The organism is Variovorax paradoxus (assembly GCF_022009635.1).
Taxonomy (GTDB): domain Bacteria; phylum Pseudomonadota; class Gammaproteobacteria; order Burkholderiales; family Burkholderiaceae_C; genus Variovorax.
The window spans coordinates 4,464,666-4,488,070 of sequence record NZ_CP091716.1; the positions used below are offsets into that span (position 1 = coordinate 4,464,666).

The 23,405-nt window shown below is 66.9% G+C and carries 26 protein-coding genes and 2 tRNA genes; 7 read left to right on the forward strand and 21 right to left on the reverse strand.

All coding sequences use genetic code 11. From position 1 onward, the window contains the following. Positions 1–626 precede the first annotated feature (626 nt). From L3V85_RS20685 to L3V85_RS20765, 17 genes are all read right to left on the reverse strand, one after another. Positions 627–703, reverse strand: a tRNA-Arg gene (locus tag L3V85_RS20685). A gap of 187 nt (positions 704–890) precedes the next feature. Next, positions 891–967: transfer RNA gene (locus L3V85_RS20690), tRNA-Pro, on the reverse strand. Between the two features lie 48 nt (positions 968–1,015). Beyond that, a complete protein-coding gene (locus L3V85_RS20695) occupies positions 1,016–1,720 on the reverse strand; it encodes a glutathione binding-like protein (RefSeq protein ID WP_237674586.1) in 705 nt (234 codons plus the stop codon). A gap of 399 nt (positions 1,721–2,119) precedes the next feature. Next, positions 2,120–2,416 (reverse strand): hypothetical protein, encoded by a 297-nt coding sequence (locus L3V85_RS20700; protein WP_237674587.1) that lies wholly within the window; start codon positions 2,414–2,416, stop codon positions 2,120–2,122. Positions 2,417–2,474: 58 nt separating this feature from the next. After that, on the reverse strand, positions 2,475–2,741 hold the full coding sequence (locus L3V85_RS20705; protein ID WP_237674588.1) for a hypothetical protein: 267 nt from the start codon (positions 2,739–2,741) through the stop codon (positions 2,475–2,477). Between the two features lie 63 nt (positions 2,742–2,804). Further along, positions 2,805–3,740 carry a cupin domain-containing protein gene (locus L3V85_RS20710; RefSeq protein ID WP_237674589.1) on the reverse strand — a complete coding sequence of 312 codons (936 nt, stop codon included), beginning with the start codon at positions 3,738–3,740 and terminating at the stop codon, positions 2,805–2,807. Then, a complete protein-coding gene (locus L3V85_RS20715) occupies positions 3,737–5,026 on the reverse strand; it encodes a Zn-dependent hydrolase (protein WP_237674590.1) in 1,290 nt (429 codons plus the stop codon). Before L3V85_RS20715 ends, L3V85_RS20710 begins: the two co-directional genes overlap by 4 nt. 2 nt (positions 5,027–5,028) lie before the next feature. Beyond that, on the reverse strand, positions 5,029–5,910 hold the full coding sequence (locus tag L3V85_RS20720; RefSeq protein ID WP_237674591.1) for an alpha/beta fold hydrolase: 882 nt from the start codon (positions 5,908–5,910) through the stop codon (positions 5,029–5,031). An 11-nt stretch (positions 5,911–5,921) separates the two neighbouring features. Further along, positions 5,922–7,097, reverse strand: a complete 1,176-nt coding sequence (locus tag L3V85_RS20725) for a pyridoxal phosphate-dependent aminotransferase (protein ID WP_237674592.1) — start codon at positions 7,095–7,097, stop codon at positions 5,922–5,924. Further along, entirely contained in the window at positions 7,094–7,927 is an 834-nt protein-coding gene (locus L3V85_RS20730) for an SDR family oxidoreductase (RefSeq protein ID WP_237674593.1), read from the reverse strand. Before L3V85_RS20730 ends, L3V85_RS20725 begins: the two co-directional genes overlap by 4 nt. A 59-nt stretch (positions 7,928–7,986) precedes the next feature. After that, the gene (locus L3V85_RS20735; RefSeq protein ID WP_237674594.1) at positions 7,987–8,721 is read right to left on the reverse strand and encodes a GntR family transcriptional regulator; all 735 of its coding nucleotides are present in this window, start codon (positions 8,719–8,721) and stop codon (positions 7,987–7,989) included. Positions 8,722–8,796: 75 nt separating this feature from the next. Continuing rightward, positions 8,797–9,636: a TauD/TfdA dioxygenase family protein gene (locus tag L3V85_RS20740; protein WP_237674595.1), complete on the reverse strand. Its 840-nt coding sequence runs from the start codon at positions 9,634–9,636 to the stop codon at positions 8,797–8,799. 41 nt (positions 9,637–9,677) lie between these two features. After that, the gene (locus tag L3V85_RS20745; RefSeq protein ID WP_414080143.1) at positions 9,678–10,454 is read right to left on the reverse strand and encodes a class II aldolase/adducin family protein; all 777 of its coding nucleotides are present in this window, start codon (positions 10,452–10,454) and stop codon (positions 9,678–9,680) included. Continuing rightward, entirely contained in the window at positions 10,454–11,212 is a 759-nt protein-coding gene (locus L3V85_RS20750) for an ABC transporter permease (protein ID WP_237674597.1), read from the reverse strand. Before L3V85_RS20750 ends, L3V85_RS20745 begins: the two co-directional genes overlap by 1 nt. After that, a complete protein-coding gene (locus tag L3V85_RS20755) occupies positions 11,191–11,949 on the reverse strand; it encodes an ABC transporter permease (protein WP_237674598.1) in 759 nt (252 codons plus the stop codon). The genes L3V85_RS20750 and L3V85_RS20755 overlap by 22 nt, the downstream gene beginning before the upstream one ends. Further along, positions 11,946–12,797: an ABC transporter ATP-binding protein gene (locus L3V85_RS20760; protein WP_237674599.1), complete on the reverse strand. Its 852-nt coding sequence runs from the start codon at positions 12,795–12,797 to the stop codon at positions 11,946–11,948. Before L3V85_RS20760 ends, L3V85_RS20755 begins: the two co-directional genes overlap by 4 nt. 11 nt (positions 12,798–12,808) lie before the next feature. Further along, positions 12,809–13,816, reverse strand: a complete 1,008-nt coding sequence (locus L3V85_RS20765) for an ABC transporter substrate-binding protein (RefSeq protein ID WP_081269147.1) — start codon at positions 13,814–13,816, stop codon at positions 12,809–12,811. A 139-nt stretch (positions 13,817–13,955) separates the two neighbouring features. Between L3V85_RS20765 and iaaH the strand changes: the two genes are divergently transcribed. Beyond that, the gene (gene iaaH, locus L3V85_RS20770) at positions 13,956–15,398 is read left to right on the forward strand and encodes an indoleacetamide hydrolase (protein WP_237674600.1); all 1,443 of its coding nucleotides are present in this window, start codon (positions 13,956–13,958) and stop codon (positions 15,396–15,398) included. A gap of 79 nt (positions 15,399–15,477) precedes the next feature. Beyond that, on the forward strand, positions 15,478–15,792 hold the full coding sequence (locus tag L3V85_RS20775; protein ID WP_237674601.1) for a hypothetical protein: 315 nt from the start codon (positions 15,478–15,480) through the stop codon (positions 15,790–15,792). A 21-nt stretch (positions 15,793–15,813) separates the two neighbouring features. On the opposite strand, the gene L3V85_RS20780 is transcribed toward L3V85_RS20775, so the two are convergent. Further along, positions 15,814–16,674 (reverse strand): fumarylacetoacetate hydrolase family protein, encoded by an 861-nt coding sequence (locus tag L3V85_RS20780; RefSeq protein ID WP_237674602.1) that lies wholly within the window; start codon positions 16,672–16,674, stop codon positions 15,814–15,816. A 46-nt stretch (positions 16,675–16,720) separates the two neighbouring features. After that, a complete protein-coding gene (locus L3V85_RS20785; RefSeq protein WP_237674603.1) occupies positions 16,721–17,704 on the reverse strand; it encodes a VOC family protein in 984 nt (327 codons plus the stop codon). 158 nt (positions 17,705–17,862) lie between these two features. Here L3V85_RS20785 and L3V85_RS20790 point away from each other — a divergent pair, with 158 nt between their 5' ends. The 3 genes from L3V85_RS20790 to L3V85_RS37360 all read left to right on the forward strand — a co-directional run bounded on the left by L3V85_RS20790 (position 17,863) and on the right by L3V85_RS37360 (position 19,344). Further along, positions 17,863–18,531, forward strand: a complete 669-nt coding sequence (locus L3V85_RS20790; protein WP_237674604.1) for a GntR family transcriptional regulator — start codon at positions 17,863–17,865, stop codon at positions 18,529–18,531. Positions 18,532–18,649: 118 nt separating this feature from the next. Next, positions 18,650–19,222 carry a DUF4865 family protein gene (locus L3V85_RS20795; protein ID WP_237674605.1) on the forward strand — a complete coding sequence of 191 codons (573 nt, stop codon included), beginning with the start codon at positions 18,650–18,652 and terminating at the stop codon, positions 19,220–19,222. After that, positions 19,219–19,344, forward strand: coding sequence for a hypothetical protein (locus L3V85_RS37360; RefSeq protein ID WP_272933910.1), 126 nt, complete (start codon positions 19,219–19,221; stop codon positions 19,342–19,344). Before L3V85_RS20795 ends, L3V85_RS37360 begins: the two co-directional genes overlap by 4 nt. Before the next feature lie 15 nt (positions 19,345–19,359). On the opposite strand, the gene L3V85_RS20800 is transcribed toward L3V85_RS37360, so the two are convergent. Continuing rightward, positions 19,360–20,211: a LysR family transcriptional regulator gene (locus tag L3V85_RS20800; RefSeq protein ID WP_237674606.1), complete on the reverse strand. Its 852-nt coding sequence runs from the start codon at positions 20,209–20,211 to the stop codon at positions 19,360–19,362. 73 nt (positions 20,212–20,284) lie between these two features. Here L3V85_RS20800 and L3V85_RS20805 point away from each other — a divergent pair, with 73 nt between their 5' ends. Next, positions 20,285–21,433 (forward strand): DSD1 family PLP-dependent enzyme, encoded by a 1,149-nt coding sequence (locus L3V85_RS20805; RefSeq protein WP_237674607.1) that lies wholly within the window; start codon positions 20,285–20,287, stop codon positions 21,431–21,433. A gap of 66 nt (positions 21,434–21,499) precedes the next feature. Continuing rightward, entirely contained in the window at positions 21,500–22,774 is a 1,275-nt protein-coding gene (locus L3V85_RS20810) for an acyl-CoA dehydrogenase family protein (RefSeq protein ID WP_237674608.1), read from the forward strand. A gap of 21 nt (positions 22,775–22,795) precedes the next feature. Here L3V85_RS20810 and L3V85_RS20815 read toward each other — a convergent pair whose 3' ends face one another. Further along, the gene (locus L3V85_RS20815) at positions 22,796–23,110 is read right to left on the reverse strand and encodes a hypothetical protein (RefSeq protein WP_237674609.1); all 315 of its coding nucleotides are present in this window, start codon (positions 23,108–23,110) and stop codon (positions 22,796–22,798) included. Positions 23,111–23,405: the final 295 nt, after the last annotated feature.

The window sequence follows — 23,405 nt, forward strand, 5'->3', positions numbered from 1 at the left end:
GGATTGCGCCCGACTACAAAAATCGGCCGAACTTGTTGCTTGTCCGAGCAGTTTGAGGAGAAATGATTTGCAACGGAAGGTTTTATTCTTACTCGCATCTGCCACTTGTTTGGCCGGATGCGTAGCCCCAGCACTTCGCGGTGAAGAAGAGTATCGATTCAAGTTCAGAGCAGCGGGTCAAATTCAAGAGGGTCGAGTATTGCAGTTCGTGGAATGCGTGCAGGACGGATTCACGGCCGAACAGCGTTATGTCAATGCAACGGTGTATCAGACACGCCGAGCCAATGGCTACAGAATTAACTTGAACAGCGACAAACACATCCTGCTAAGCGCAGACGTGCTTGAGGACGGCAGAACTCAACTCGTGGAGGGCCCTGGCGCCTCGCTAATCCCAACTGGCGCAGAGATTGGACGATACACAGAGTGCGTTGCTCGATTCGGCCGCTCCCTTGATGCGAGCCCGATTAAGTAAGGTGCCAGAACGTGACTTCGCGAGAGTTTCGAGCCTCATCCTGTTGAGGTCGACTGCATTGCAGTGGATCAACGCGTTTTCCGCCTGTGTGGAGTTCTACAGAGGGAAAGTGGGTGATTATGGTGCCTTGAGGGGCTTCGTGAATCACTGAAATTGGCCTGCCCGGAGGGGATCGAACCCCCGACAACCTGCTTAGAAGGCAGGTGCTCTATCCAACTGAGCTACGGGCAGATGCGAGCCGAAGAGAACCCAGGAGAATCAACGACTTAGACGTCTTTGTTTCCGGGCCGGCAGCGGCTGCGATTCTACCCAGTTCCGCACTTTGCCTCGCGCGGCAACGCTGCCGATTCGGCACTCTCCATGGCCCGAAACGAAAAATGCACACAGCCCGCAAAAGACTGTGTGCATTTCGATTTTTTGGTCGGGGCGAAAGGATTCGAACCTTCGACCCTCTGGTCCCAAACCAGATGCGCTACCAGGCTGCGCTACACCCCGACAAGCCTTCTATTCTAGCCCGGATATTGCCCCGTTCCCGAAAGTTTCTCAGCGTTTCTCGTACTGCGTCTTGCCGAACAGAATTTCGCGCTCCTTGTCGCCGGTGATCGGCTGGCGCAGATCGGCCAGCACTTTCACGCCGCGCTGCACGGCCGGGCGCGCCGCGATGCCGTCGAACCAGGCCTTCAGGTGCGGGAAGTCGGTGAGCGTGATGCCCTGGTTTTCCCAGCTGCGCAGCCACGGGAAGATGGCGATGTCGGCAATCGAATAGCTCTTGCCGGCAATGAACTTGTTCTTCGACAGTTGCTTGTCGATCACGCCATAGATGCGCTTGGCCTCGTTCGTGTAGCGGTCGATGGCGTAGGCAATCTTCTCGGGCGCATACATGCGGAAGTGATGGGCCTGGCCGAGCATCGGGCCAACGCCGCCCATCTGGAACATGAGCCACTGAAGCACGTCGTAGCGCTCGCGGTCGCTTGCCGGCAGCAGCTTGCCCGTCTTGCCCGCCAGGTAGACCAGGATCGCGCCCGATTCGAAGAGCGAGATCGGCTTGCCGTCCGGCCCATCCGGGTCGGTGATGGCGGGGATCTTGTTGTTGGGGCTGATCTGCAGGAAGTCGGGCGCGAACTGGTCGCCCTTGCCGATGTTCACGGGGTGCGCGTGGTACGGCAGGCCGCATTCCTCGAGCATGATGTGAATCTTGTGGCCGTTCGGCGTGGGCCAGGAATAGACCTCGATGGGCTGTGCGGACATGTGTCTCGGGCTCCGGTGGAAGTGATGCGAGCCCGGCAGCATATACGTGGCCATCCGATCGCGTGTGCGACCGGGAATTGCTCGCCATCGTCACTGCTCGGCGGGTGCTTTCACCCGCGTGATCCGAACTCCGGCGGCTGTCAGCGCCCGTCGTAAATCAAGCGCCAGACATTGCATCCGCCAGCGCAGGGCGACTCCCCGTACGTCTGCGCCGCAACCACTTGCGGCGCCAGTGGAGAAAGATCCGAAACCCCGCCGTTCGGCGACGGAGTGCCCCCGATCACGAGGGCCGCCACGCCGGCTGCAACCACTTTTGTAACCATCAACATGTTTGTCTCCAGCAATTGGTCACAAATCCAAGATAGACCTGCTGCAGACAAAAATCGCCCGGGTTTACCCTCAGTTCGCTGCCGCCCCACCCGGCTTGGAAGGCAGATCGCCCTCTCGCAGTTTCCGGCCGACCCACATCATTCCCGTCTCGTAGTTCGCGGCACCGACCTGAATACCGCCCACGGTGCGAAGCGCGCCGGTTCCGTCATCGGTGGCGGGCCCCTCGCCCGTGTACTCGCCGGGAAGCAGCAAGCGGCCTTCCTTCAGGAAATCGGCGATACGCAGTTCGCGCATTGCACGGCCCCAGTGCCACTGCTTCTTGATGTCGTAGGTGCCCGCCTTTTTCGGGGGCTTGGATTTCTTCATGTGCCTCGGTCGCTCGCAAAACAAACAGGCGCCAGCATAGCTTGCGCCTGTTCGCTCATCAGAGCCGGCCGTTGGCACCCCGCTCTTCCGCGACCAGAGCTTCGTCGCCCTCTTCCCGCGGCCCGACATTCAAATCTTCCGACATCCCCTTCAGCACCACGTACCCCGCCTGCAGGGCCTCCACGTAAGTTGGAAAGCCCGTTGCCGCTTCCATCAGCGGCTCGAATTCCATCGAGTTGTCGAAGGATTCCAGGAGCACCCAGAAATAGTCTCCTGCGTCGTGTTGATCGACCGTCAGGGCAATAGAGATAAGTTGGCCAGCCATTCACACATGGTGACAACGCCAAGTGACAGTTCGGCTTCTGGGTGAAGTAAGCCGCGTGACTCGTTACCCGGCTGCCTCGAGAAAAGCGAAGCCCATGGTCCTCGCGTGATAGTGCAGTCCGCCGTCCTGCACGATCAGGAAGCGCGCGCCATGCGCACCCGGGTTGTGATGCGAATGCGGGGCACCCGGTGGCGTCACGAGGGTTGCCCACGGCGCCCACGGGCAATGCGCATCGCCGACGACCGAATGGCAGCCCTCGCCCTGCACCACCAGCGTCACCGCAGCGGAGTTATGGCGGTGCGAGCGCTGCCAGGTGCGGGGCGACAGCGTGTTGAAGCTCAGCGTCAATGTCGGCGTGAGGTTGCGCGCGGCGGCCTGCCGGTCGGACGAAAAGATCAGCGCCCTGCCCGAGGTCTCGTCGCGCGTCCCCGTCGAAAAGATCCGCGCAAACTGCCGCTCGATCTCTGCGGCCGGATAGTGCACCACGTCGATCGACGCATCGATCACCGGCGCAGGCTCGGCACGCTCGAACGCCAGTTGCGGCTCGTTCCCGACGGTCCACAGCAGCGCGCCCTCGGCACCGGCCGCAAGACGGTAGCCGCTCGCACCGGGCAGCAGGAAGACATCGCCCGCGCCGAACTCGAAGCCGTCGAAGGCGCCGTCGAGCCGCCCGCTGCCGGAGATCACATACCAGACCGCGCCGGTCGCGCGCACATCCAGCGGCAGCAGCAAGTCGCCGGGCGCGATGCGCACGTAGCGGGCCAGCATCAGCGGCGTGGTGGCCGCGAAGCCACTGCCCAGCGCCTCGGACTGGTCGCAATCGAACACGCCGAACTGCCCCTCCCCCGGCGGCGAAAAGAGCCGCGCCGGCACCTCGGGCAGCTTCACGTTGAAGGCATTGCCCGAGTTGAAGAAACGCGCACGCGCCTGCGCAGCGCTGGCCGGTGCGCTCGGATGCTGCATCGGCAGATCCGCCATGTCGGTGACGGTTTCGTTCATGGGGTCGCACCCTCCCCGACACCCGCGTACGGCAGCAACACGCGCAGCAGCACATTTGCGCCAGCGGCCACATGCTCTGGCTCGGCCCATTCGTGCTCGGCATGGCTCACGCCGTCGCGGCAGGGAATGAAGATCATCGCGCTCGGACACAGCGGCGCCATGTGCCGCGCGTCGTGCCCGGCCGCTGAAAGAATCGGCATGTGCAGCTGCCCGATGCTCTCGGCCGCATCGGCAATCGCCTGCTGCAGCGCCGGATCGAAGTCGTTGGAAGGCGCATCGACCAGTGGCGTGACCTTCGCCTCGCAAGGTGCCGCGAAGGTGTCGCACAGCATGCCGATGCGCTCGCCCAGGTACGCGAGCACCGCGTTGTCGGGGTGCCGCAGGTCGATGCGCAGCGTCACCCGCTCGGGCACGACCGAAGGCGCGTTCGGCTCGACCTGCAAACGGCCGATGGTGAACTTCACCGCTTCGTCGTAACCGCCGATTTCCGCGTACAGCGCACCCGCGATGCGCGTGAAGGCTTCGAGCGCATCGCGCCGGTAGACCATCGCCAGCGTGCCCGCGTGGCCGCGCTCGCCCTCGATCACGATGTCGAATGTCTTCTTGCCCTGGATGCCGGTGACGACGCCGATCACATGCTCTTGCGCTTCCAGCACCGGTCCCTGCTCGATATGCGCTTCCACATAGGCCTTCAATGGAAAGCCCAGCGTTCGCCGCGGCAGTTCGGCAAAAGCCGCATGCAACGCATCGAGCGCATCGGCCACCGACACGCCCTTGGCATCGCGCACCGCGCGCACGGCCTCGAGGCTGCGCACGCCGGCGAAGGCTTCGGAGCCCATCATGCCGGGCGCGAAGCGCGAGCCTTCCTCGTTCATCCACGCAACGCAGACGATGTCCACCGGCGGCCGCACGCCGCGCTCCGCCAGCGTGGTCAGCACTTCCAGCGCGGCCACAACGCCGTATACGCCGTCGAAGCGCCCGCCGCCGGGCTGGCTGTCGAGATGGCTGCCGGCGAGCACCGGCGGCGCCACGCGGCCGGTGCCTGGCAGCGCGATGAATAGGTTGCCCGCCGCATCGGTCGAGGGCTCCAGGCCGGCCTGCAAGGCCCAGTCGATCATGGTGCGCCAGGACGCTATTTCTTCCGCGCTCAGCGCCTGCCGGTCGACGCCGCCGCCCGGCGTGGCGCCGATGCGCGCGAGCGTCATGAGGCGGTCCCAGAGCCGCGCGGCGTCGATGCGCCAGGCGCCCTGCTGTGTATGGGTGATCGTGGCTGCGTCGGCGTTCATGGTCAGTCCGTCTTCATGATCTGGCTGGGCAGCGCGCGCGGATCGCGCGGCTTCCACTGGCCCGCTTCGACCTGCGCGAAGAACTCGGCCAGCAAGGCGTTGAAGGCGGCGGGCTCCTCGAGATTGAGCGTGTGCCCGGTCTTTGGCATCACCGCGAGGCCGCAGGCCGGCACGGTCTTCTTGAGGAAGATGCCGGGCTGTAGGCAGTGGTCATCTTCGTCGCCGACCACCACCAGCGACGGCACGGGCATCTCGCGCAGTTCGCTCTCCAGGTCGTAGATCGACGGGCGGCGCGCCTGCACGCCGCGCATGGTGTTGGCCGCGCCCACCGAATCGTGCTGGCCCAGCCAGGTCGCGAATTCCTGCCAGCCGCGCGGGTCCTTGTTCTGGAACTGCACGCGGCTCGCGCCCAGCGAATAGGTGCGCGCGAATTTCTCGGAGCCCTGCGCCTCGAACTGCCTGGCCACCTCGAGCGAAACGCCGCGGAAATACTCTTCGTGCTCCTTCTCGGCGCCGTAGCCCGCGCCGGCAATCACCAGCGAGGCAGCGCGCGCCGCGTGGCGCAGGCCGAAGTGAAGCGTCGCGAAGCCGCCCATCGACAGGCCCACGATGTGCGCGCGCCGCAGTCCCAGCGCGTCCATCACGGCCAGGATGTCGTCGGCGGCCGTGGCTTGCGAATAGCGTTCCATGTCGGCCGGCACGTCCGACGGCGGATAGCCGCGCGCGCCGAAGGTCACGCACTGGTGGCGTCGCGCGAAGAAGCGCATCTGCGGCTCCCAGCTGCGGTGGTCGCCGCCGAACTCGTGCACGAACACGATGGGCGTGCCGCTTCCGGCGGTCTCGTAGTACAGGCGAACGCCGTCGGGCGTGGTGGCGAAGCTCATCGTTCGCCTCCTCAGAACAGCGCTGCCGTGGCCGGCAGCGTGCGTGCTCGCTCGACCGCTTGCGGCAGCGCATCGCACAGCGCCTGCGCCCATGCCTTGGGCACGGTGGTCGAGATCTTGATGAAGCGATGGCCGAAGCGCGGCGTGTGATACGTGCCCTGCCGCACCATGATGTCGCGCTCGCCCAGCGCCGTGACCAGTGCCTCGGGCGTCACGCCCGCGCCGGTGCACTCGACCACGATGAAGTTGGCCTGCGACGGAAACACCGGCACCAGGAAGCCCGGCAGTGCATTGAAGGCGTCGATGATCATCCGCTGGTTCTCGCGCTGCTGCGCGATCACCTCGGCCATCCATTCGGCCTTGACGCCGAGGCCCGCGATGGCGGCGCGCTGCGCCAGCACGCTGGCACCCAGCGGCGCCTGCGAGTGCGGCAGTATGCGCGCCAGCAGCTGCGGCGACGCCACCAGCGCGCCCAGCCGCAGCCCCGCGAGGCCCAGCCACTTCGAGAAGCTCACGATGGTCACCGTGCCTTCCGGATAGAAGCGCGAAGCCAGCGTGTGGGTATCGGCAAAGTCGCGGTAGGTGCAGTCGTGAATGAGGATGGCGCCGATCTCCCGCGCGCGATCCGCGAAGGCGCGGATCTCTTCCTCGGTGTAAGTAGTGCCCAGCGGGTTGTTGGGGTCCACCAGGTAGATGACCGCGGTGTCCGCGTCGGTCGAAGCGGCCAGGGCCTCGGCCGACAGCTTGAAGCCGTACTCGGGCCCGTAGATCGGGATCTCGGTGATCGCACAGCCGGCCTTGGCCGCGAACTGCAGCGGCCACTTCCACCCCGGGTCGGTGGTCACGAAGCCCTTGCCCTCTTCGCAGAAGGCACGGCATGCCAGCGCGAGTGCCGCGACCGCGCCGTCCGTCACCACGGCCGACTGGCCGGGCACGCCCAGGTCGTCCACGATGGCCGTGCGCAGCGTCTCCATGCCCAGCGGCGGCGCATAGGCGTGAAAGCTCTCGTCGTCGATGGCATCGTGCAGCGCCTTGCGCACCGCCGGATGCAGCGGAAAGTGGTTGGTGTTCTGGCCCAGCCACATCAGCTCGGGGTTGGTGAAGAGGCGGTCGAAGTAGCGGTTGCGGGTTTCCGCGTCGCTCGTCACGGCCGGCACCGCCACGGTGGGGTTCAATGCCGCGTTCATGCCGCGAGCCTCCGGGCCTGCTCGGCCTCGACCACCTTCTTGCTGGTCTTGATGATCGAGCCGCGCGCGGCGATGCCGCCGTCGATGGTCACGACCGTGCCGGTGATGTAGCCCGCGCGCGCCGAGGCCAGGAACACCATCAGCTCGGCCACTTCTTCCGGCGTCGCGGGGCGGCCGCCCGGGTAGTTGTCGAAGAGCTCCTCCCAGCGGCCTTCGTCGCCGTGGGTGTCGAAGGCGCGGCGCTTCATGAGCTTGACCATGCGGTCGGTGGCCACGGGGCCGGGGTTCACGCCCACCACGCGGATGCCGTCGTCCAGGCTCACGCCGCCGAGCGCGCGGGTGAAGGCCATGACGGCTGCATTGCCGGTGGAGCCGGCGATGTAGTTGGCGTCCCAGTTCTCGCCGGAGTTGCCGATGTCGTTCACGATCACGCCGCCACCCGCGGCCTTCATTCGCGCGTAGTAGATCTGCGTGAGCTCCATGTAGCCCAGCACCTTGAGCTGGAAGCCGCGCCGCACCACCGCGAAGTCGAGCGACTCGATCGGGCCGGCGGGAATGTCACCCGCGTTGTTCACCAGGATGTCGACATCGCCGGCCGCTTCGGCCAGTTGCGACATGGCGCCGGGCGCTGCCAGGTCCATCGGATGGATACGCACGTTGATGGGATAGATCTTCTCGATCTCTTCCTTTGCGGCTGCCAGAGCCACGCCGTCGCGCGCGGCAAGATGCAGGTGGCAGCCTTCGGCCGCGAAAGAATGGGCGGCTGCGAGGCCGATGCCTTTGGAGGCGCCGGTGATGAGTACGGTCTTGCCTTCGAGTTCGAGTTTCATGGCGTGATGTCCTGGGGGATGCGGTCGAAAAATGGGTTTCGTTGAAAAGAAGAAGGCTGTCAGGCGCCGCCCGCGTCCTGCTCGGACAGCGCGGCGATGAGGTCGACGATGTCGTCCTCGAGCAGGCTCACGTGGTCGATGGCGGACGAGAACGCCGCGTCGGGGTCGTTGCGGCGGATGGCGTCGAGGATGGCCCCGTGCTCGCCGATGGTCGCGGTCATGCGGCCGGGCTGGAAGGTGACGTAGCGGCGGTACACGCGCACGCGCTTGCGCAGCGCGCGGGTCTGCTCCGCCAGGTAGTGCGTGTTGGAGGCTTCGTACAGCGCGTCATGGAAGTCCTGGTTCACGTCATAGAAGCGCGAGTGGTCGCCCGAAGCGAGGATGCTGGTCAGCTCGTCGTGCAACTGGCTCATGCGCAGCTTCTGCGCCTCGGTGGCGCGGCGCGCGGCGAACTTGGCGCACAGGCCTTCCATCACCGCCATCATCTGGAACATCTCGATGAGCATGGGCAGCGAGATGCGCGCCACGCACACGCCGCCCTGGCGGCTTCGCAGGTCGACGAGGCCGGTGGCGGCCAGCGCCTTGAGCGCCTCGCGCACCGGTGTGCGCGAGACCTTGAAGCGCTCGGCCAGCTCGGCTTCGTCGAGCCGCGCGCCGGGCTTCATGACGCCGCTGACGATCAGGTCTTCCAGCGTGTCCTTCAGTTCGTCGGACAGCGTGGCGCCCTTGCCGCGCTGACGCTCGCGTCCGCGCAGCGCCGTGGGTTCCACCATCTCGGGTTCGTCGCGTTCCATTTTCTTGCCTTCCTTTTTGTGGTTGTCGTCAGTCTTCAAGCGCGGGGGCTCCAGGGAATCGGTTCAGCTCGGGTGTCAGAACGGGCGGTCGCCCGCCACCGTGGTGCGGTGCATCACGCGGCGGTACACGTTGTCGTCGTACGGCGTGGCGCGGTGCATGGTGCAGCGGTTGTCCCACACCAGCAGGTCGCCGGCGAGCCACTTGTGGCGATAGCTGAATTCGGGCGAGATGGCATGCGCATTCAGCTCGGCCAGCAGCGCGGTGCTTTCGTCGGCGGGCAGGCCGTCGATCTGCTTGACCACGTCTTCGCCCACGTAGAGCGACAGGCGGCCGGTCTCGGGATGCGTGCGCACCAGCGGATGCACCACGTCCGGCGTGGCGGCCAGTTGCTCGGGCGTGAGCGGATTGCGGTCCGCGAAGGCCTTGCCGTAGTAATTGGCGTAGCTGTGCGTGGCCGTGAGGTGGCGGATGCGCGCCTTCATGTCGTCGTCCAGCGCGTCGTAGGCGGCGTGCATCGACGCGAAGAAGGTGTCGCCTTCCACCGGGGGCACTTCGAGCGCATAGAGCAGCGCGCCCATGGAAGGCTCGGCCTTGTACGACAGGTCGGAGTGCCAGTTCCAGCCTTCCTTGTGGTTGCCGATGGGCTTGCCGTTTTCCGACACGTTCGACAGCACGTAGACCTCGGGGTATTCCTTCTTGAGGAACTGCGTGAGCACATGGCCCAGCAGCGTGCCGAAGCGGCGCGAGAAGGCGACGTGCTGCGCCTCGTTGATGCTCTGGCCGCGAAACAGCAGCACCGAGCGCTGGTTGAGCGTGTCGCGCAGCACGGCGAAGTCGGCGTCGCTCACGGGCTCGCGCAGGTCGATGCCTTTGACTTCGGTGCCGATGAAAGAGGTGAGGTTCTCGAGTTGCATGGTTGAAAGATGTCTCAGGGGATTGAGGAAAGAAACGGCTGTCAGAGCCGGTAGTCGGGCTGGGTGCGCTCCAGCATGCGCAGGAACGCAGGCCATTCGCGCGTGCCGGGCGGCAGGATGTCGCCGGCGAATTCGGTGAACTGGCGCGCGGCCAGTTCGCTCGCTTCGGGCTGCGGATACACCAGCGACTCGCCAGGCGCCACGCCGCCCTGCGCGAGCAGCTGCACCTTGGCGGCCTTCTCGAAGTAGTACATGAGGATGAAGGCCTCGGGAATGGTCCGGCCCACGGTCAGGATGCCGTGGTTGCGCAGCACCAGCGTGTGGTGCGGGCCCAGGTCGCGCACCAGCCTTTCGCGCTCGCCGGTTTCCAGCGCCACGCCCTCGTAGTCGTGGAAGGCCGTGTGGCCCTGGTAGCGCATCGCGAACTGGCTCAGCGGCGCCAGGCCGTTGGGCATGGCCGCGATGGCGGTGCCGGCTTCGGAGTGGGTGTGCAGCACGCACAGCGCGTCGGGCCGGCCCGCGTGAATGGCGCTATGGATCACGAAGCCGGCCTGGTTGACTTCGGCGTCGGTGGCGTCCACCTTGTTGCCGTCGAGGTCGATCTTCACCAGCGAAGAGGCCGTCACCTCCGAGAACAGCAGCCCGTACGGGTTGATGAGGAAGTGATGCTCAGGCCCCGGCACGCGCGCCGAGATGTGGTTGTAGATCAGGTCGTCCATGCCGAAGTGCGCCACCAGCCGGTAGCAGGCGGCGAGCTGCACGCGCAGCTCGGCTTCGGTTTGCGGATACGCCGCGGGATTGTTCTTTGCCACGTTCATCAACGCCACCACACCAGTTTTTGATCGATCCAGACGAGCAGGCCATAAAAGACCATGCTCGCCACCGATGCGATGAGCACCGCCGACCACACGCTCAGCAGGTCGACCTGCTGCGTCGACTCATAGATCATTCGCCCGAGCCCCGCGTAGGCGCCCAGCATCTCGCCGACGATCGCGACGATCATGCTGCGCGGCACGCCGATGCGAAGCGCGGTGACCACCGAAGGCATCGCCACCGGCAGGCGCAGGCGCCACACGATCTTCAATGGCCCTGCCCCGAAGCTGCGCATCAGGTTCACCGCCGCGGCATCGGCCTGCTTCAGGCCGTGCAATGCATTCACCAGCATGGTGAAGCCCACCGCCAGCGCCACCAACGCGATCTTCGACGCGGCGCCAAGGCCGAACCAGATCAGGAACAGCGGCGCATACGCCACCGTAGGCACCGCGTTGACCGCCACGGCCAGCGGCATCACCACGCGTTCCAGCGGCGGCGCGAGCAGCAGCAACACGGCCAGCAGCAGGCCCAGAATGCTGCCCAACGCATAGCCGCCCAGCGCCTCGCCCAGCGTGGCCAGCAGCGCAGCCATCAGGCGGCCGGTGTCCGTAAAGGCGTGCTGCACGATCGAGCCCAGGCTGGGCAGCACGAAAGGCGGAATCTTGAAGAGCAGGATCGCGCCCTCCCACACCGCCAGCAGCACGACGATGCTCAGCACCACCGGCACCACGGGCGAAGCCATCAGCTTTCGCTGCGCCACCATACGAGCCTCCTTTCCACGAAGGTGAGCAACCCGTAGAGCAGCGCACCCATCAGCCCGCAGGCAAACATCACCACCCACAGGCGCACCACCAGGTCAGCGTTCATCGCCTCCATCAGCATCACGCCCAGGCCCACGGTTTCGCCGAACCACTCGCCCACCACCGAGCCGATCAGGCTCAGGCCGATGGCCACGCGCAGCCCCACCATGATCTGCGGCAGCGCCGAGGGCACGGCCAGCTTGAAGAACATGACGAGACGGTTCGCGCCGAAGCTCTTCATCAGCGCGATGCGCTGCGGGTCGCATGACTTCAGCCCGCGCAACGTGTTCACCGTCACGGGAAAGAAGGTGAGAAAGAACGCCGTCATCACCTTGGCCAGCAGCGAGTTGCCGAACCAGATGACGATCAGCGCGCCGAAGGCCACCACCGGCACCGTCTGCGACACCACGAACAGCGGGAACACCGAGCGCTCCATCCAGCGCGAATAGGTGAACACCGTGCCGCAGAAGCAGCCGAACACGGCGCCCAAGGCGAAGCCGAGCACCGTTTCGAGCAACGTGCGGCCGAAGCCGCGCACCAGTTGAGGCCACACCGACCACGCGTCCTGCGCGATGGCGCTCAGCGCGGGCAGGTAGCGCGGCGACGGCGCGAAGGCGTGCACGTACAGCTCCCACACCAGCGCCAGGCCGATGAAGGCCAGCGCGGGCGAGCGCACGGCGCGCTGCAGGAAGGTGTTCACGGCGCGGTGCCCTCCTGCGCGAAGGTCTTCTGGCTCTCTTCCTCGATCTCGGCCAGCAGGCGCTGCTTCAGGCCGATGAACTCGGGCGTGAGCACCACCGACGGATCGCGCGGGCGCGGCAGGTCGATCACGGTTTCGCTCTTCACCGTGCCGGGGCGCGCCGTCATCACCAGCACCTTGTCGCCAAGCAGGATGGCTTCGTCGATGTCGTGCGTGATGAAGAGCACCGTGCGGCGGTGGCGCGCCCACAGCTCCAGCAGCCAGTGCTGCATGCGGGTGCGGGTGAGTGCATCGAGCGCGCCGAAGGGCTCGTCGAGCAGCATCAGGTCGCGCTCGAACAGAAAGGTGCGCATCAGCGCCACGCGCTGGCGCATGCCGCCCGACAGCTGGTGCGGGTAGTGGTTGGCGAATCCGGCCAGGCCGAACTCGGGCAGCATGGCGCGGGCGCGTTCGCGCGCTTCCTTGCGCGGCGTGCCTTCCACTTCGAGCGCAAGGATGGCGTTGTCGAGCACGGTTCGCCACGGAAACAGCAGGTCGCGCTGCGGCATGAACGAGACCTTGCCCAGCAATTGCCCGTCGCGCTGCGGCGCACCGCCGAACAGCAGCGAGCCGTCGTCGTCCGGTGGCAGCAGGCCCGCGATCATGTTGAAGAGCGTCGACTTGCCGCAACCCGATGGGCCCACGAGCGTGACGAACTCGCTCTTCGCGATCCGCAGGTTGACGCCCGACACCGCGACGGTCCGCGACTGCGCTTCGCCGAAGCGCTTCCACACATTGACCAGTTCCAGCATGGGCGGCGCCGTGTCGGCAGCCGCCGGCGGCATCACTTCGTGAGGCATGAACTTCATGGCGCGGCGGCTCAGAACTTCTTGTCGCCGGCCGGCACCTGGTTCCAGAAGCTGGCGTCGTAGGCCTTCGACAGGTCGGCCGGGGCCTTTAGCGCCTTGTAGCCGACGAGCTGCGTCTGCATCTTCTCGACGGTCGGCAGGTCGATGGCCAGGATGCCGTCGGTGGTGCCCTTGCCGGCCTTCACCAGCTTCTCGAACTCGTCGAGCATGGCTTCCTGGTGCGCGCGGTTCAGGCTGGGCGCGGCGGCCATGACGATGTCGATGGCTTCCTTCTTGTTCTGCAGCGCGTACTTCCAGCCCTTGATGGTGGCGTTCATGAAAGCCTGCACCTGCTGCGGCTTCTCGTTGCGGTATTTCTCGGACACGAGCACCGTGTCCTGCTGCACCACCACGCCGTAGTCGTCGGGCTTGATGAGCGTGAGCTTGTCGCCCAGGCCCTGCTCCTTGAGCGTGTTGAGCTCGTTGTAGTAGGTGGCGGCGGCCACGTCGAACTGCTTCTCGACGAAGGGGGCCATGGAGCCGGACTGGGGCACGATGGTCAGGTCGCTCTGCTTCACGCCGGCCGAGGCGAGCATCGAGTACAGCGTGTACTGCGTGCCGGTGAACCAGGTCGCGACCTTCTTGCCGGCGAAGTCCTTCACCTTGGTGATGCCGGAATCCTTGTAGGTCACGTAGGTGAACGGCGTGTTCTGCACGGTCACGCCGATGCACACCAGCGGCAGGCCCTTTTCGCGTGCGAGCAGCACGGTCTCGGTGCCGCCGGCCAGGCCGAAGGTGTCGTTGCCGGAGGCCACGAGCGTTTCGACGTTGAGGTTGGGGCCGCCCGGGTTGATCGTCAGGTCGAGGCCGGCCTGGTCATAGAAGCCCTTGGCCTTGGCCACGTAGAAGCCGGCGAACTGCGCCTGCGCCAGCCACTTGAGGCGCACGGACACCTTCTCCGCCGCGGACGCGGGCATGCCCGCCAGAAGAGCCATCGACGCTGCGACGGCGGCCAGGATACGCAAGGACTTGAAAGACATTGGAAGGCCTCATGGATACAAAAAATACTCTCAGCAGTATTCATGCCAGGCACTTTCAGGCTTGTTTTCAGGCCGAAGACAGGAAATTGGCCCGGAATGTGCACCGGAGTGCAGCTTCTGCCCCAACTTCGAACCCGCGATGAACCGAATCCATGCGCTGACCGATCTTTCCGCCCGCGAGGCCGCCGAGCAGATGGCACGCGGCGAATTGCGCGCCACCGAATACGCACAGGCGCTGCTGGCGCGCGCCGAGGCCATCGCGCCCTTCGGCGCCCTGCTCCACCTCGACGCCGCGCAATTGCTCGATGCCGCAGCCGCGCTGGATGCATCTCCGCGCCCGGCGCCCGGCGTGCAACCGCTGCGCGGCGTGCCGCTGGCATTCAAGGACAACATCGACGTCGCCGGCATGCCCACCACCGCCGGCAGCCCATGGATGGCCGACCACGTGCCGCGCAGGCATGCGGGCGTGACGCAGCGGCTCGTCGATGCCGGCGCGCTGGTGCTCGGCAAGACCAACCTGCATGAATGGTCGCAGGGCGTCACCGGCCACAACCACGGCTTCGGGCCGTCGCGCAATCCGTTCGACAGCACGCGCGTCACCGGCGGCTCGAGCGGCGGCAATGCGGCGCTGCTGGGCCTGCGCGCCGCGCCGGTCGCCATCGGCACCGACACGGGCGGCTCGGTGCGCGTGCCGGCCGCGCTGTGCGGGCTGGTCGGCTACAGGCCCACGGTGCACCGCTGGCCGGACGACGGGCTGGTGCCGATCTCACCGACCTTCGACACGGCGGGCGTCATGGCCCGCTGCGTGGACGACTGCGTGCTGGTCGACCATGCGGTCGCCGGCGGCCCGCTGCGGCTGGCCGCGATGCCGCTCATGGGCGTGCGACTGGGCGTGCCGGAGGCTTACTTCTGGGAAGAACTCGATCCGCCCGTGGCCGAACTCGCCCGCGAGAGCCTGCACGCCCTTCAGACGGCTGGCGCCGTGCTGGTGCCCTGCGATCTTGCGGAAGCCGGCGCACTATTCCAGAAAGGATCGATGTCGATCTCGTTGCACGAGATCCTGCCCGCGCTGGCCGCGTACTTCGCACGCCATGAGCGCCCATTCGATGCACGCGCGCTGACCGATGCGGTGGCGAGCCCCGATGTTCGCCCGCTGTTCGAGCGGCTGTTCGGCGACAGCGCCATCACGCCCGAGGCGTACGCGCATGCGCTGCATGTGCTGCGGCCCCGCATGCAGGCGGCCTACCGCGATTGCTTCGCCCGGCACGACATCGCCGCGCTGGTGTTCCCGACCAGCCCGCTGACCGCCGCGCGCATCGGCGAGGACGTGCAGGTCACGCTTTGCGGGCGACCGACCTCGGCTTTTTCCGCCTACATCCGCAACACCGGGCCGGCCGGCATGGCCGGGCTGCCGGCCGTGAGCCTGCCGATCGGACTGACGCGCGACCGGCTCCCCGCCGGGCTGGAACTCACCGGCCCCGAAGGCGCCGATTCGATGCTGCTGGCGCTGGCGCTGGGGGTCGAATCCGCGCTGCCGCCAGCACCGGTTCCGGCCGCATTGCAAGGGCTGAACGGCGGCTGAAACCCGCATCGCCAAAGCACTACATCCCTTCGCGCATCAGGCCTTCACGCGTCGCCGCGCAATCGGCGATGCTAGGGGCATGCCGATCGCAAATTCAGCGAATTCCCAGCCGCACCACCGCCCCGGATGGCGCACCGCCGCGCTGATCTACACGGTCGCGGGAACGGTATGCATCCTCGGCTGCGCACTGGTGCCGGAGAGCGACGTGGGCATGCTCGTGGCCATCGCGGGCGGACTGCCGTGGTCGCTGAGCCTGCTGACGCTGGGGCTGTCGCCGGGCGTGGCGCACACGGCGCTGCTGATGCTCACCGGCAGCTGGGCGGTCAATGCCGCGCTGCTGTGGTGGCTGGCGCTGCGGAGGCCGGGCCACCATTCGCCGTCGCACCCGGCCTGAGCCGGCGGCCCTGGAGAAATATCAGCCGCGCGGCTCGTCGGCCACCGGGTTCGAGAGCAGGCCGACGCCTTCGATTTCCACCTCGCACACGTCGCCGGCCTTCATGAAGACCTGCGGATTGCGCGCCAACCCCACGCCCGATGGCGTGCCCGCGATGATGATGTCGCCCGGCTGCAGCGCGAAGGGCTCGGAGCACACCGACACCAGCGTGGCCACGTCGAAGATCATGTCGCGCGTGTTGGCGTCCTGCAGCACGGTGCCGTTCAAGCGGGTCTGCAGCCGCAGGCCGGCGGCGCCCGCGGGCAGTTCGTCGGCGGTGACGAACTCGGGGCCGAAGGAGCCCGAGCGGTCGAAGTTCTTGCCCATCATCCATTGCGCGGACTTGAACTGGTAGTCGCGGATCGAGCCGTCGTTGAACACCGAATAGCCGGCCACGTGGTTCAGCGCCTCGCCCTTCGAGATGTAGCGCCCGGCCTTGCCGATGACGACGAGCAGCTCGCCCTCGTAGTCGAACTGCGTCGACACGTGCGGGCGCACGATGGGCTGGTTGTGCCCGACCCACGACGAAGGGAAGCGATGGAACAGCACCGGGTAGCTCGGCGGCTCGAATTTGCTCTCGGCCGCATGGTCGATGTAGTTCAGCCCGACCGCGATGGCCTTGGAAGGCGACTGCACCGGCGGCAGCCAGTCGATGCCGGACAGCGGCAGCCGCGCGCGGGCGGCCTGGCCCGCCTTCTTCGCGGCGGCCAGGGCGTCGGGGCCGCCGCGCAGCAATTCGTCGAGCGTGGCGGGCAGGCCTTCGGCCGTGAGGTTGACGACTTCGCTGTCGAGGCGCAGGCCGAGGGCGGGCTTGCCGTTGTGTTGAAAGGCCAGGAGGCGCATGTGATTTCCTAGTGGGTGGGAACGGGAGTTGAAGGACGGAAGATGGCTAGGCCCCGGCGGCCGGCGCCTCGATCTCGAAATTGGTGATGAAGTCTTCCGGCACCCGGGGGCCCCAGGCGTAGAAGGAGTCTTCGGGCGGATGGTCGGCGGCGCGCCAGTCGAAGTCGCCGGGCACGAAGTCCATGTCGCAGGAGTACTCCGAGTAGCTGCCCCACGGGTCGCGCACATAGTGGAAGTAGTTCGAGCCCAGCACATGGCGCCCCACGCCCCAGCCGCGCACATGGCCGGCGGCAAACATCTGCTCCATGCCGCGGCCGACCTCGTCGATGTCGGCGACGTCCCAGCTCAGGTGGTGCAGCCCCGGGCCGCTTGAGCGGGCCATTGCGATCAGGTGGTGGTCGCTGCCGTGCACGCCATGCATGAAGACGATGTGGTCGCCCGAACGGTCGGTCACGCGCAGGCCCAGCGCGTCTTCGTAGAAGCGCACGGCCTCGGGCACCTTGGCGCAGAACATCAGGATGTGCGAGAGCCGGCGCGGATGCACCTTCGGTATGCGCGAGCGGTTGAGCGAGGCGCCCGTGCCCACGGGCGGACGCGGCGCCACGACCGGCTCGCTGCCCTCGTCGGGCGCGCTCTTCGCCGCCACCACGATCTGCACCGCGAAACCTTCGGGGTGCAGCACCCACAGGCCGCGATCGTCGCCCAGCGGATGCGGCGCGCAGCGCGGCACCTCCAGCCGCGCGATGCGCTCGGCGATGGCGTCGAAGTCTTCCTCGAAGCAGGCGAAGCGCAGGTACTGCAGCTTCTTCACGCCGGGCGCCTGGTGCAGCGAGCCCCAGGCATGCGGATGGCCGAGCGTGTACAGGTCGAGCCGGCCGCCCTCGCGCCTGGGCTGCAGGCCGAAGGCGTCGTAGAAGTGCTCGGCCTTGTCGAGGTCGGGCACCGTGAAGACGAAGGCGTCGAGCGAATGAACGCTGTGGAGTGCCGCGCGGTGTGCGCTCTTGCGGGTGCGAAGCTGGATCTCGGCCATGTCGTTTGTCTCCGTTTGGCTGTCGGTGTTTTTTCAAATAATATATTATTTTGAAATCAGTATATTGTTTTGGCGTTTATCCATCAACGATGCCGGCAAGTAACATCAGCCGCTTTTCGCGGTGTGACGGGAGCGCAATGAACGAAAAGACAAAGGGCATGAGCCAGACGCGCCAGGTATTCACCGAGCTGCGCGCGGCCATCGTGGGCGGCCGGATGCTGCCGGGCTCCAAACTCAACATCGCCGCACTGGCGGACGAGCTCGACGTGAGTGCCGGCGCGGTGCGCGAAGGGCTGGCAATGCTGGAGGCCGAGGCGCTGGTGGTGTCGGAGCCGGCGCGCGGCTATCGCGTGAGCCCGATCTCCGAGACCGACCTGGAAGAACTGGTGAAGGCCCGCATCGAGATAGAAAAGCTGTGCCTGGCCGAAGCCATCCGCCACGGCGACCTGGCCTGGGAAGGCAGCGTGGTCTCGGCGCACCACCGGCTGTCGCGCCTTGCCGAGCGGGACGCGGCCATGCCCTCGATGCTGAGCGCCGAATGGACGGCCAGCCACGCGGACTTCCACAACGCGCTGGTGGCGGGCTGCCCCAACAGCTGGCTGCTGCGCATGCACCAGATGCTCTATCAGCAGAGCGAACGCTACCGGCAACTGTCGGCGCCGCTTTCCACTCAGAAACGCGATGTGCGCGCCGAGCACCAGGCGCTGCTCGACGCGGTGCTCAACCGCGACATCCAGACGGCGCAAACCCTGATCGCCGAGCACCTGCAGACCACCGGCCGCGTGCTGCTGGCCGCGCTGAAGGCCAATCCGCCGGCGGACAAGTAAGCCGGCGAGGCAGCCAGCCATTGCGCCGGCGCATCACAGCTATATCGGGCGCCCTCTTCTTGCGATGCCCTCTCGCGCGCAAGCTCCCTGGTGATTCATTCACCACAAGGAGCTTTCGATGTTCGCGATGCAGTATTCGCACAGACTTCCCGCCGACTACGACATGCAGGTCATCCGCCAGCGCGCGACCCGGCGCGGCCCGCTGTGGGACGACACCGAGGGGCTGGTCTTCAAGGCCTTCGTCTCGCAGGAGCGCGGACAGCACGGCGCCGCGGGCCATCTGTATGCGTCGGTCTACCTGTGGCTCGACACCCAGGCGCCCGCGCGCTTTCTCATGGGGGAGCGCTTCCTGAGCGTGATCGACTCGTTCGGCCGGCCGAGCGTGGAAGCATGGCTGCCGCTCGATGCACGTGCCGGCGCGGGCAGTGCGCGCAAGGCTCTGTCGCTGTACCGCGAAGAACAGTCGATCGACGCAACCGCCGATCGCGCCGCGCTGCATGCGGCGGAAACCGAAACCAACCGTCAGCTTGCCGCGCAGCCGGACACGGTCGCGGTGTGGACGGTGCTCGACCTCGCGGCTTGGCGCCTGGTGCGCTTCACGCTGTCGGCACGCGCCGTCGAGGCGGTCGATGCCGCCACGGTCTACGAAGTGCTGTACCTCGCCAGGCCGGGCCTGGGGCAACTGGCATGACACGCATACGCCGCGCCGAAATGTGCCTGGCGCATCTGGCAAGCGTGGGCGCAGTGGCCGCGTTGCTCTGCGGCGTAGCGGTGCTGCTGGCCGAACTGGCCCGGCGCTTCATCGCAGCCTAGCGGTGCCGCCAGCCGCTACGCGGCGGTCGAACGGATCGCCGCCGCCAGGGTGCGCAGTGCGCTGCGGGCCTGGGCGTCGGACACGCCGGTGTGCAGCACCACCTCGCGCGAAGGCAACGGCGGCAAACCCAACACCGGGCCCACGTCGACCGTGCCGAGCGGCGCCACGCGGCGCCCGAGCGCGGCCACTGCAAGCCCCGCCGACACCGCCGCCCCGATCGTCAACACGCCGCCACCCACGAACACTTCGGTCCAGGGCACGCCGCCTTCGGCAAGCGTCGCGATGGCCATGCTGCGCACGCTGCAGGGCTCGGCCTGCGTGGCCAGCCGCAGCGGCTCGCCGGAGCGGTGCACGAAGTCGGGCGCGGCCATCCAGCCGAACTGCTCTTCGAGCAACACTTCTCCATCGAGCCGGCGGCTGTCGTGCCGCAGGATGACGACCGCGTCGATCTCGCCGCGGTCGAAGGCATCGAGCAGGTCGCGCGATGTGGAAACGCGGATTTCCATCACCACGCGCGGCTCGGCGTCCTTCATGCGTCGCAGCAGCAAGGGCAGCTCGGCGCCCACGATGTGATGGCTGATGCCGACCACCAGCCGGCGTGCCTGCGTGCCGAAGGCGTCGAGCGCGCCGTCATGCGCGGCCAGCAGATGCCGCGCGGACGGCAGAAAGGCCAGCCCTTCGGCGGACAGCCGCACCTGCCGTGGCGTGCGCTCGAGGAGGCGCCGGCCCAGCGCATCCTCGAGCCGCTTCACCTTCAGGCTCACGGCCGACTGCGAACTGTCCATGGCCTCGGCGGCCCGCGTGAAGCTCTTGAGGTCGGCCACGCGGATGAAGGCCTGCACGGCCTCGATGTCGAGAGTCTTCATTTCGATGCGATCATTTCACAACGCACTTTTTCGTGCACCGCACGCTTCAACCCTCCCGCAAAGGCTTTCCACGATGTTCCTGGACACGCAACCCAACGCGCCGCTGATCGGTGCGGCCAACGGCCGCCAACAGCTCGACACGCCCGCGCTGCTGATCGACCTGCCCGCCATGACGCGCAACATCGAACGCATGGCCGCCTTCGCCAAGTCGCGCGGCATCGGGCTGCGCCCGCACGTGAAGACGCACAAGTCGGTCGAGATCGCAAAGCGCCAGGTGGCGGCCGGCGCCATCGGCGTGAGCTGCGTCACGATGGGCGAGGCAGAAGTGATGGTCGAGGGCGGCATTCCGGGCGTGCTGATCACCTCGCCGGCCGTCACGCCGAGCAAGATCGCGCGCCTCGTCAAGCTCGCGCAGCGTGCCCGACCGGGCGACGTGATGGTGGTGGTCGACAACCCGCGCAACCTGGCCGACCTGGCGCAGGCCGCCGGCGCGCTGGCGCACCCGCTCGACGTGCTGGTGGACTACGGAGCGGGCTACAACCGCACCGGCGCCGCCACGCAGGCGCAGGTGCTGGAACTCGCCGCGCTGGTGGCGGCCGAGCCGCGCCTGCGGCTGCGCGGGTTGCAGTCGTATGCGGGCAACCTGCAGCACATCGTGGAGCGCGACAAGCGCAGCGCGGCTGCCGCAGGCCTGCGCGAGACCGTGGCGGGCATCGTCGCGGAGGCCGAACGCCAAGGCCTGCGCTTCGAGATCGTGACGGGCGCGGGCACCGGCACGCACGACCTCGACTCGCAGGAAAACGCCTTCACCGAACTGCAGGCCGGCTCTTATGTCTTCATGGACGCGGAGTACACGGGCGTGCTGACCTCGGGCGGACAGCCCTCGCCCTTCGAGGTGTCGCTGTTCGTGCAGACGGCCGTGGTCAGCGCCAACGCGGCGGAGTGGGTCACGGTCGATGGCGGCACCAAGTGCTTTTCGACCGACAGCGGCGCGCCGCTGGTGGCGCGCGGCGTGGATACCGCGACGAGCCGCTACGCCTTCTTCGGCGACGAGCACGGCAAGCTGCTGCTGCCCGCCGACGCACGGCCCGCGCTTGGCGCGCGCGTCGAGTTCGTCACGCCGCACTGCGACCCGACGGTCAACCTGCACGACGCGTACCACGTGGTCGAGGGCGACACGCTGGTCGCGATCTGGCCGGTGGATGCGCGCGGCAAGCGATAGGCGGCATAAGAAAACTCGAAAAGCGCATTTCACAAGCACGGCGCGGCGGCGGACAGTCGGGGCCACATGGAATCCCTCATCGACGCAACGACGTCCCCCGCCACGCACGGCGGCAGCGGCGCGCAGGCCCCCCAGGCCCCTTCTTCCCGGCAGCTCTTCGCGCGCTTCCGCCCCATCTTCCAGCGCATCGCAGAACGCGCGGCGCAGCGCGAGAACGACCGCGAGCTCGCCTACGAACCGGTGGCATGGCTCAATGCCGAGCACTTCGGCGCATTGCGCGTGCCGCTCGAGCATGGCGGCATCGGCGCCTCGGTCGAGCAGCTCTACGACCTGCTGATCGAACTCGGTGAAGCCGACTCCAACCTGCCGCAGATATTGCGCGCGCACTTCGGCTTCATCGAACGGCTGCTCGCCGAGATCGACCCCGCATTGCACGGGCCATGGATGCGCCTGGCGGCCGAGGGCGTGATCTTCGGCAACGCCACCACCGAACTGGGCGACGGCTCGCTCAGCACCATGCAGACCACGCTGAAGCCCGACGGCGACGCATGGCTGCTCGACGGCGACAAGTACTACAGCACCGGCACGCTGTACGCGGACTGGATCTCGGTGTCGGCGCAGCGGATGAACGCCGACGGCAGCAGCGAACGCGTGATCGCGCTGGTGCCCGCGCAGGCCGAAGGCGTGGAGCGCATCGACGACTGGCGCGGTTTCGGCCAACGCCTGAGCGCATCGGGCACCACGCGCTTTCGCAACGTGCGGGTGAAGCCGGGCAACGTGCTGCTGTACGTGCGCGACCAGCCCACGCCGCTCACCGCGCATTTCCAGCTGACGCACCTGGCGACGCTGGCCGGCATCGCACGGGCCATCGTGCGCGACGCAGTGGCCTTCGTGCAGCCGCGCAAGCGCGTCTACAGCCACGGCAGCGGCGACACGCCGCGCGAAGATCCGCTGGTGCAGCAGGTGATCGGGCAATTGGCGAGCACGGCCTTCATCGCGGCGTCCACGGTGCAGGCGGTGGCGCGCGGCCTCGATGAAGTCGACGGATTCCGCCAGCGCAACGAGGCAGCGCCCGAGAGCCTGCTGTTCGAAGTGGAACTGAACACCGCCAAGGCCCAGGCCGGCATCGTCGACCTGGTGCTGCAAGCCGGCACGCGGCTGTTCGACATCGGCGGCGCGTCGGCGCTGCAGGAAGACCGGCGGCTCGACCGGCACTGGCGCAATGCGCGCACGCTGGCGTCGCACAACCCGACGATCTACAAGGGCCGCGTGGTGGGCGACCACCTGCTCAACGGCGCAAGGCCGACCTTCTATTGGGCGGTGGGGGCTGTCGCGTCCTGAGGCGCGCGGCGGGCGCCGCGCTCAGACGCGCGGCAATGCGGCCAAAAAGGTGGACACCACGATCGCGGCTGCGCGATCGAGCTGAAGGATGCCCGCCACGTCGAAGGCGTGCGGCGCGGTGCGTCCACTCGAGCCGAGTGGCTTGCGGATCTCTACAAGGACTTCGGCCGCGAGTTCGCGGTCGCTGCGCGGACTTCCGTCGGGGTGCATCACCCATTCGTCGACTTGATCGAATGGAATGCTGCGGAAGACCCCGACGATGGGGACGTACTTGTAGCGATCCTCGCCCACCAGAATGGGCACGCTGAGATTACAGAAAAACGTGGTCGTCGACATGCAGGATCGCCGTCGCTAGGCAAAACGTTCAATTGTTAATGAGTGTGGCTTCAGGAGCCATCCTCTCGTAGGGCAAACACGGGGGGAGACGTGACCTTCTGCACATAAATTGTGTGCAATTCCATTCATTTTCCCCTTAAAACAACTACTTTATTCTTACACAAAGACACCCGGGGGTCATCTTTCAGTACGCCACAGGTAAATCGGGCGTGCTTCAAGACGTGCGCGAACGACAAAACGAGCGGGCCCGGAAGTACCGGCCGCTCGCGCAGTGCTGAGGAATGTATGACTGAAT

Bases quoted from the DNA above. Each gene is read 5' to 3' on its own strand.
- L3V85_RS20695 (WP_237674586.1), bottom strand. From the start codon at position 1,720: ATGTCCGCACAGCCCATCGAGGTCTATTCCTGGCCCACGCCGAACGGC.
- L3V85_RS20700 (WP_237674587.1), bottom strand. From the start codon at position 2,416: ATGAAGAAATCCAAGCCCCCGAAAAAGGCGGGCACCTACGACATCAAG.
- L3V85_RS20705 (WP_237674588.1), bottom strand. From the start codon at position 2,741: ATGGCTGGCCAACTTATCTCTATTGCCCTGACGGTCGATCAACACGAC.
- L3V85_RS20710 (WP_237674589.1), bottom strand. From the start codon at position 3,740: ATGAACGAAACCGTCACCGACATGGCGGATCTGCCGATGCAGCATCCG.
- L3V85_RS20715 (WP_237674590.1), bottom strand. From the start codon at position 5,026: ATGAACGCCGACGCAGCCACGATCACCCATACACAGCAGGGCGCCTGG.
- L3V85_RS20720 (WP_237674591.1), bottom strand. From the start codon at position 5,910: ATGAGCTTCGCCACCACGCCCGACGGCGTTCGCCTGTACTACGAGACC.
- L3V85_RS20725 (WP_237674592.1), bottom strand. From the start codon at position 7,097: ATGAACGCGGCATTGAACCCCACCGTGGCGGTGCCGGCCGTGACGAGC.
- L3V85_RS20730 (WP_237674593.1), bottom strand. From the start codon at position 7,927: ATGAAACTCGAACTCGAAGGCAAGACCGTACTCATCACCGGCGCCTCC.
- L3V85_RS20735 (WP_237674594.1), bottom strand. From the start codon at position 8,721: ATGGAACGCGACGAACCCGAGATGGTGGAACCCACGGCGCTGCGCGGA.
- L3V85_RS20740 (WP_237674595.1), bottom strand. From the start codon at position 9,636: ATGCAACTCGAGAACCTCACCTCTTTCATCGGCACCGAAGTCAAAGGC.
- L3V85_RS20745 (WP_414080143.1), bottom strand. From the start codon at position 10,454: ATGAACGTGGCAAAGAACAATCCCGCGGCGTATCCGCAAACCGAAGCC.
- L3V85_RS20750 (WP_237674597.1), bottom strand. From the start codon at position 11,212: ATGGTGGCGCAGCGAAAGCTGATGGCTTCGCCCGTGGTGCCGGTGGTG.
- L3V85_RS20760 (WP_237674599.1), bottom strand. From the start codon at position 12,797: ATGAAGTTCATGCCTCACGAAGTGATGCCGCCGGCGGCTGCCGACACG.
- L3V85_RS20765 (WP_081269147.1), bottom strand. From the start codon at position 13,816: ATGTCTTTCAAGTCCTTGCGTATCCTGGCCGCCGTCGCAGCGTCGATG.
- iaaH (WP_237674600.1), top strand. From the start codon at position 13,956: ATGAACCGAATCCATGCGCTGACCGATCTTTCCGCCCGCGAGGCCGCC.
- L3V85_RS20775 (WP_237674601.1), top strand. From the start codon at position 15,478: ATGCCGATCGCAAATTCAGCGAATTCCCAGCCGCACCACCGCCCCGGA.
- L3V85_RS20780 (WP_237674602.1), bottom strand. From the start codon at position 16,674: ATGCGCCTCCTGGCCTTTCAACACAACGGCAAGCCCGCCCTCGGCCTG.
- L3V85_RS20785 (WP_237674603.1), bottom strand. From the start codon at position 17,704: ATGGCCGAGATCCAGCTTCGCACCCGCAAGAGCGCACACCGCGCGGCA.
- L3V85_RS20790 (WP_237674604.1), top strand. From the start codon at position 17,863: ATGAGCCAGACGCGCCAGGTATTCACCGAGCTGCGCGCGGCCATCGTG.
- L3V85_RS20795 (WP_237674605.1), top strand. From the start codon at position 18,650: ATGTTCGCGATGCAGTATTCGCACAGACTTCCCGCCGACTACGACATG.
- L3V85_RS37360 (WP_272933910.1), top strand. From the start codon at position 19,219: ATGACACGCATACGCCGCGCCGAAATGTGCCTGGCGCATCTGGCAAGC.
- L3V85_RS20800 (WP_237674606.1), bottom strand. From the start codon at position 20,211: ATGAAGACTCTCGACATCGAGGCCGTGCAGGCCTTCATCCGCGTGGCC.
- L3V85_RS20805 (WP_237674607.1), top strand. From the start codon at position 20,285: ATGTTCCTGGACACGCAACCCAACGCGCCGCTGATCGGTGCGGCCAAC.
- L3V85_RS20810 (WP_237674608.1), top strand. From the start codon at position 21,500: ATGGAATCCCTCATCGACGCAACGACGTCCCCCGCCACGCACGGCGGC.
- L3V85_RS20815 (WP_237674609.1), bottom strand. From the start codon at position 23,110: ATGTCGACGACCACGTTTTTCTGTAATCTCAGCGTGCCCATTCTGGTG.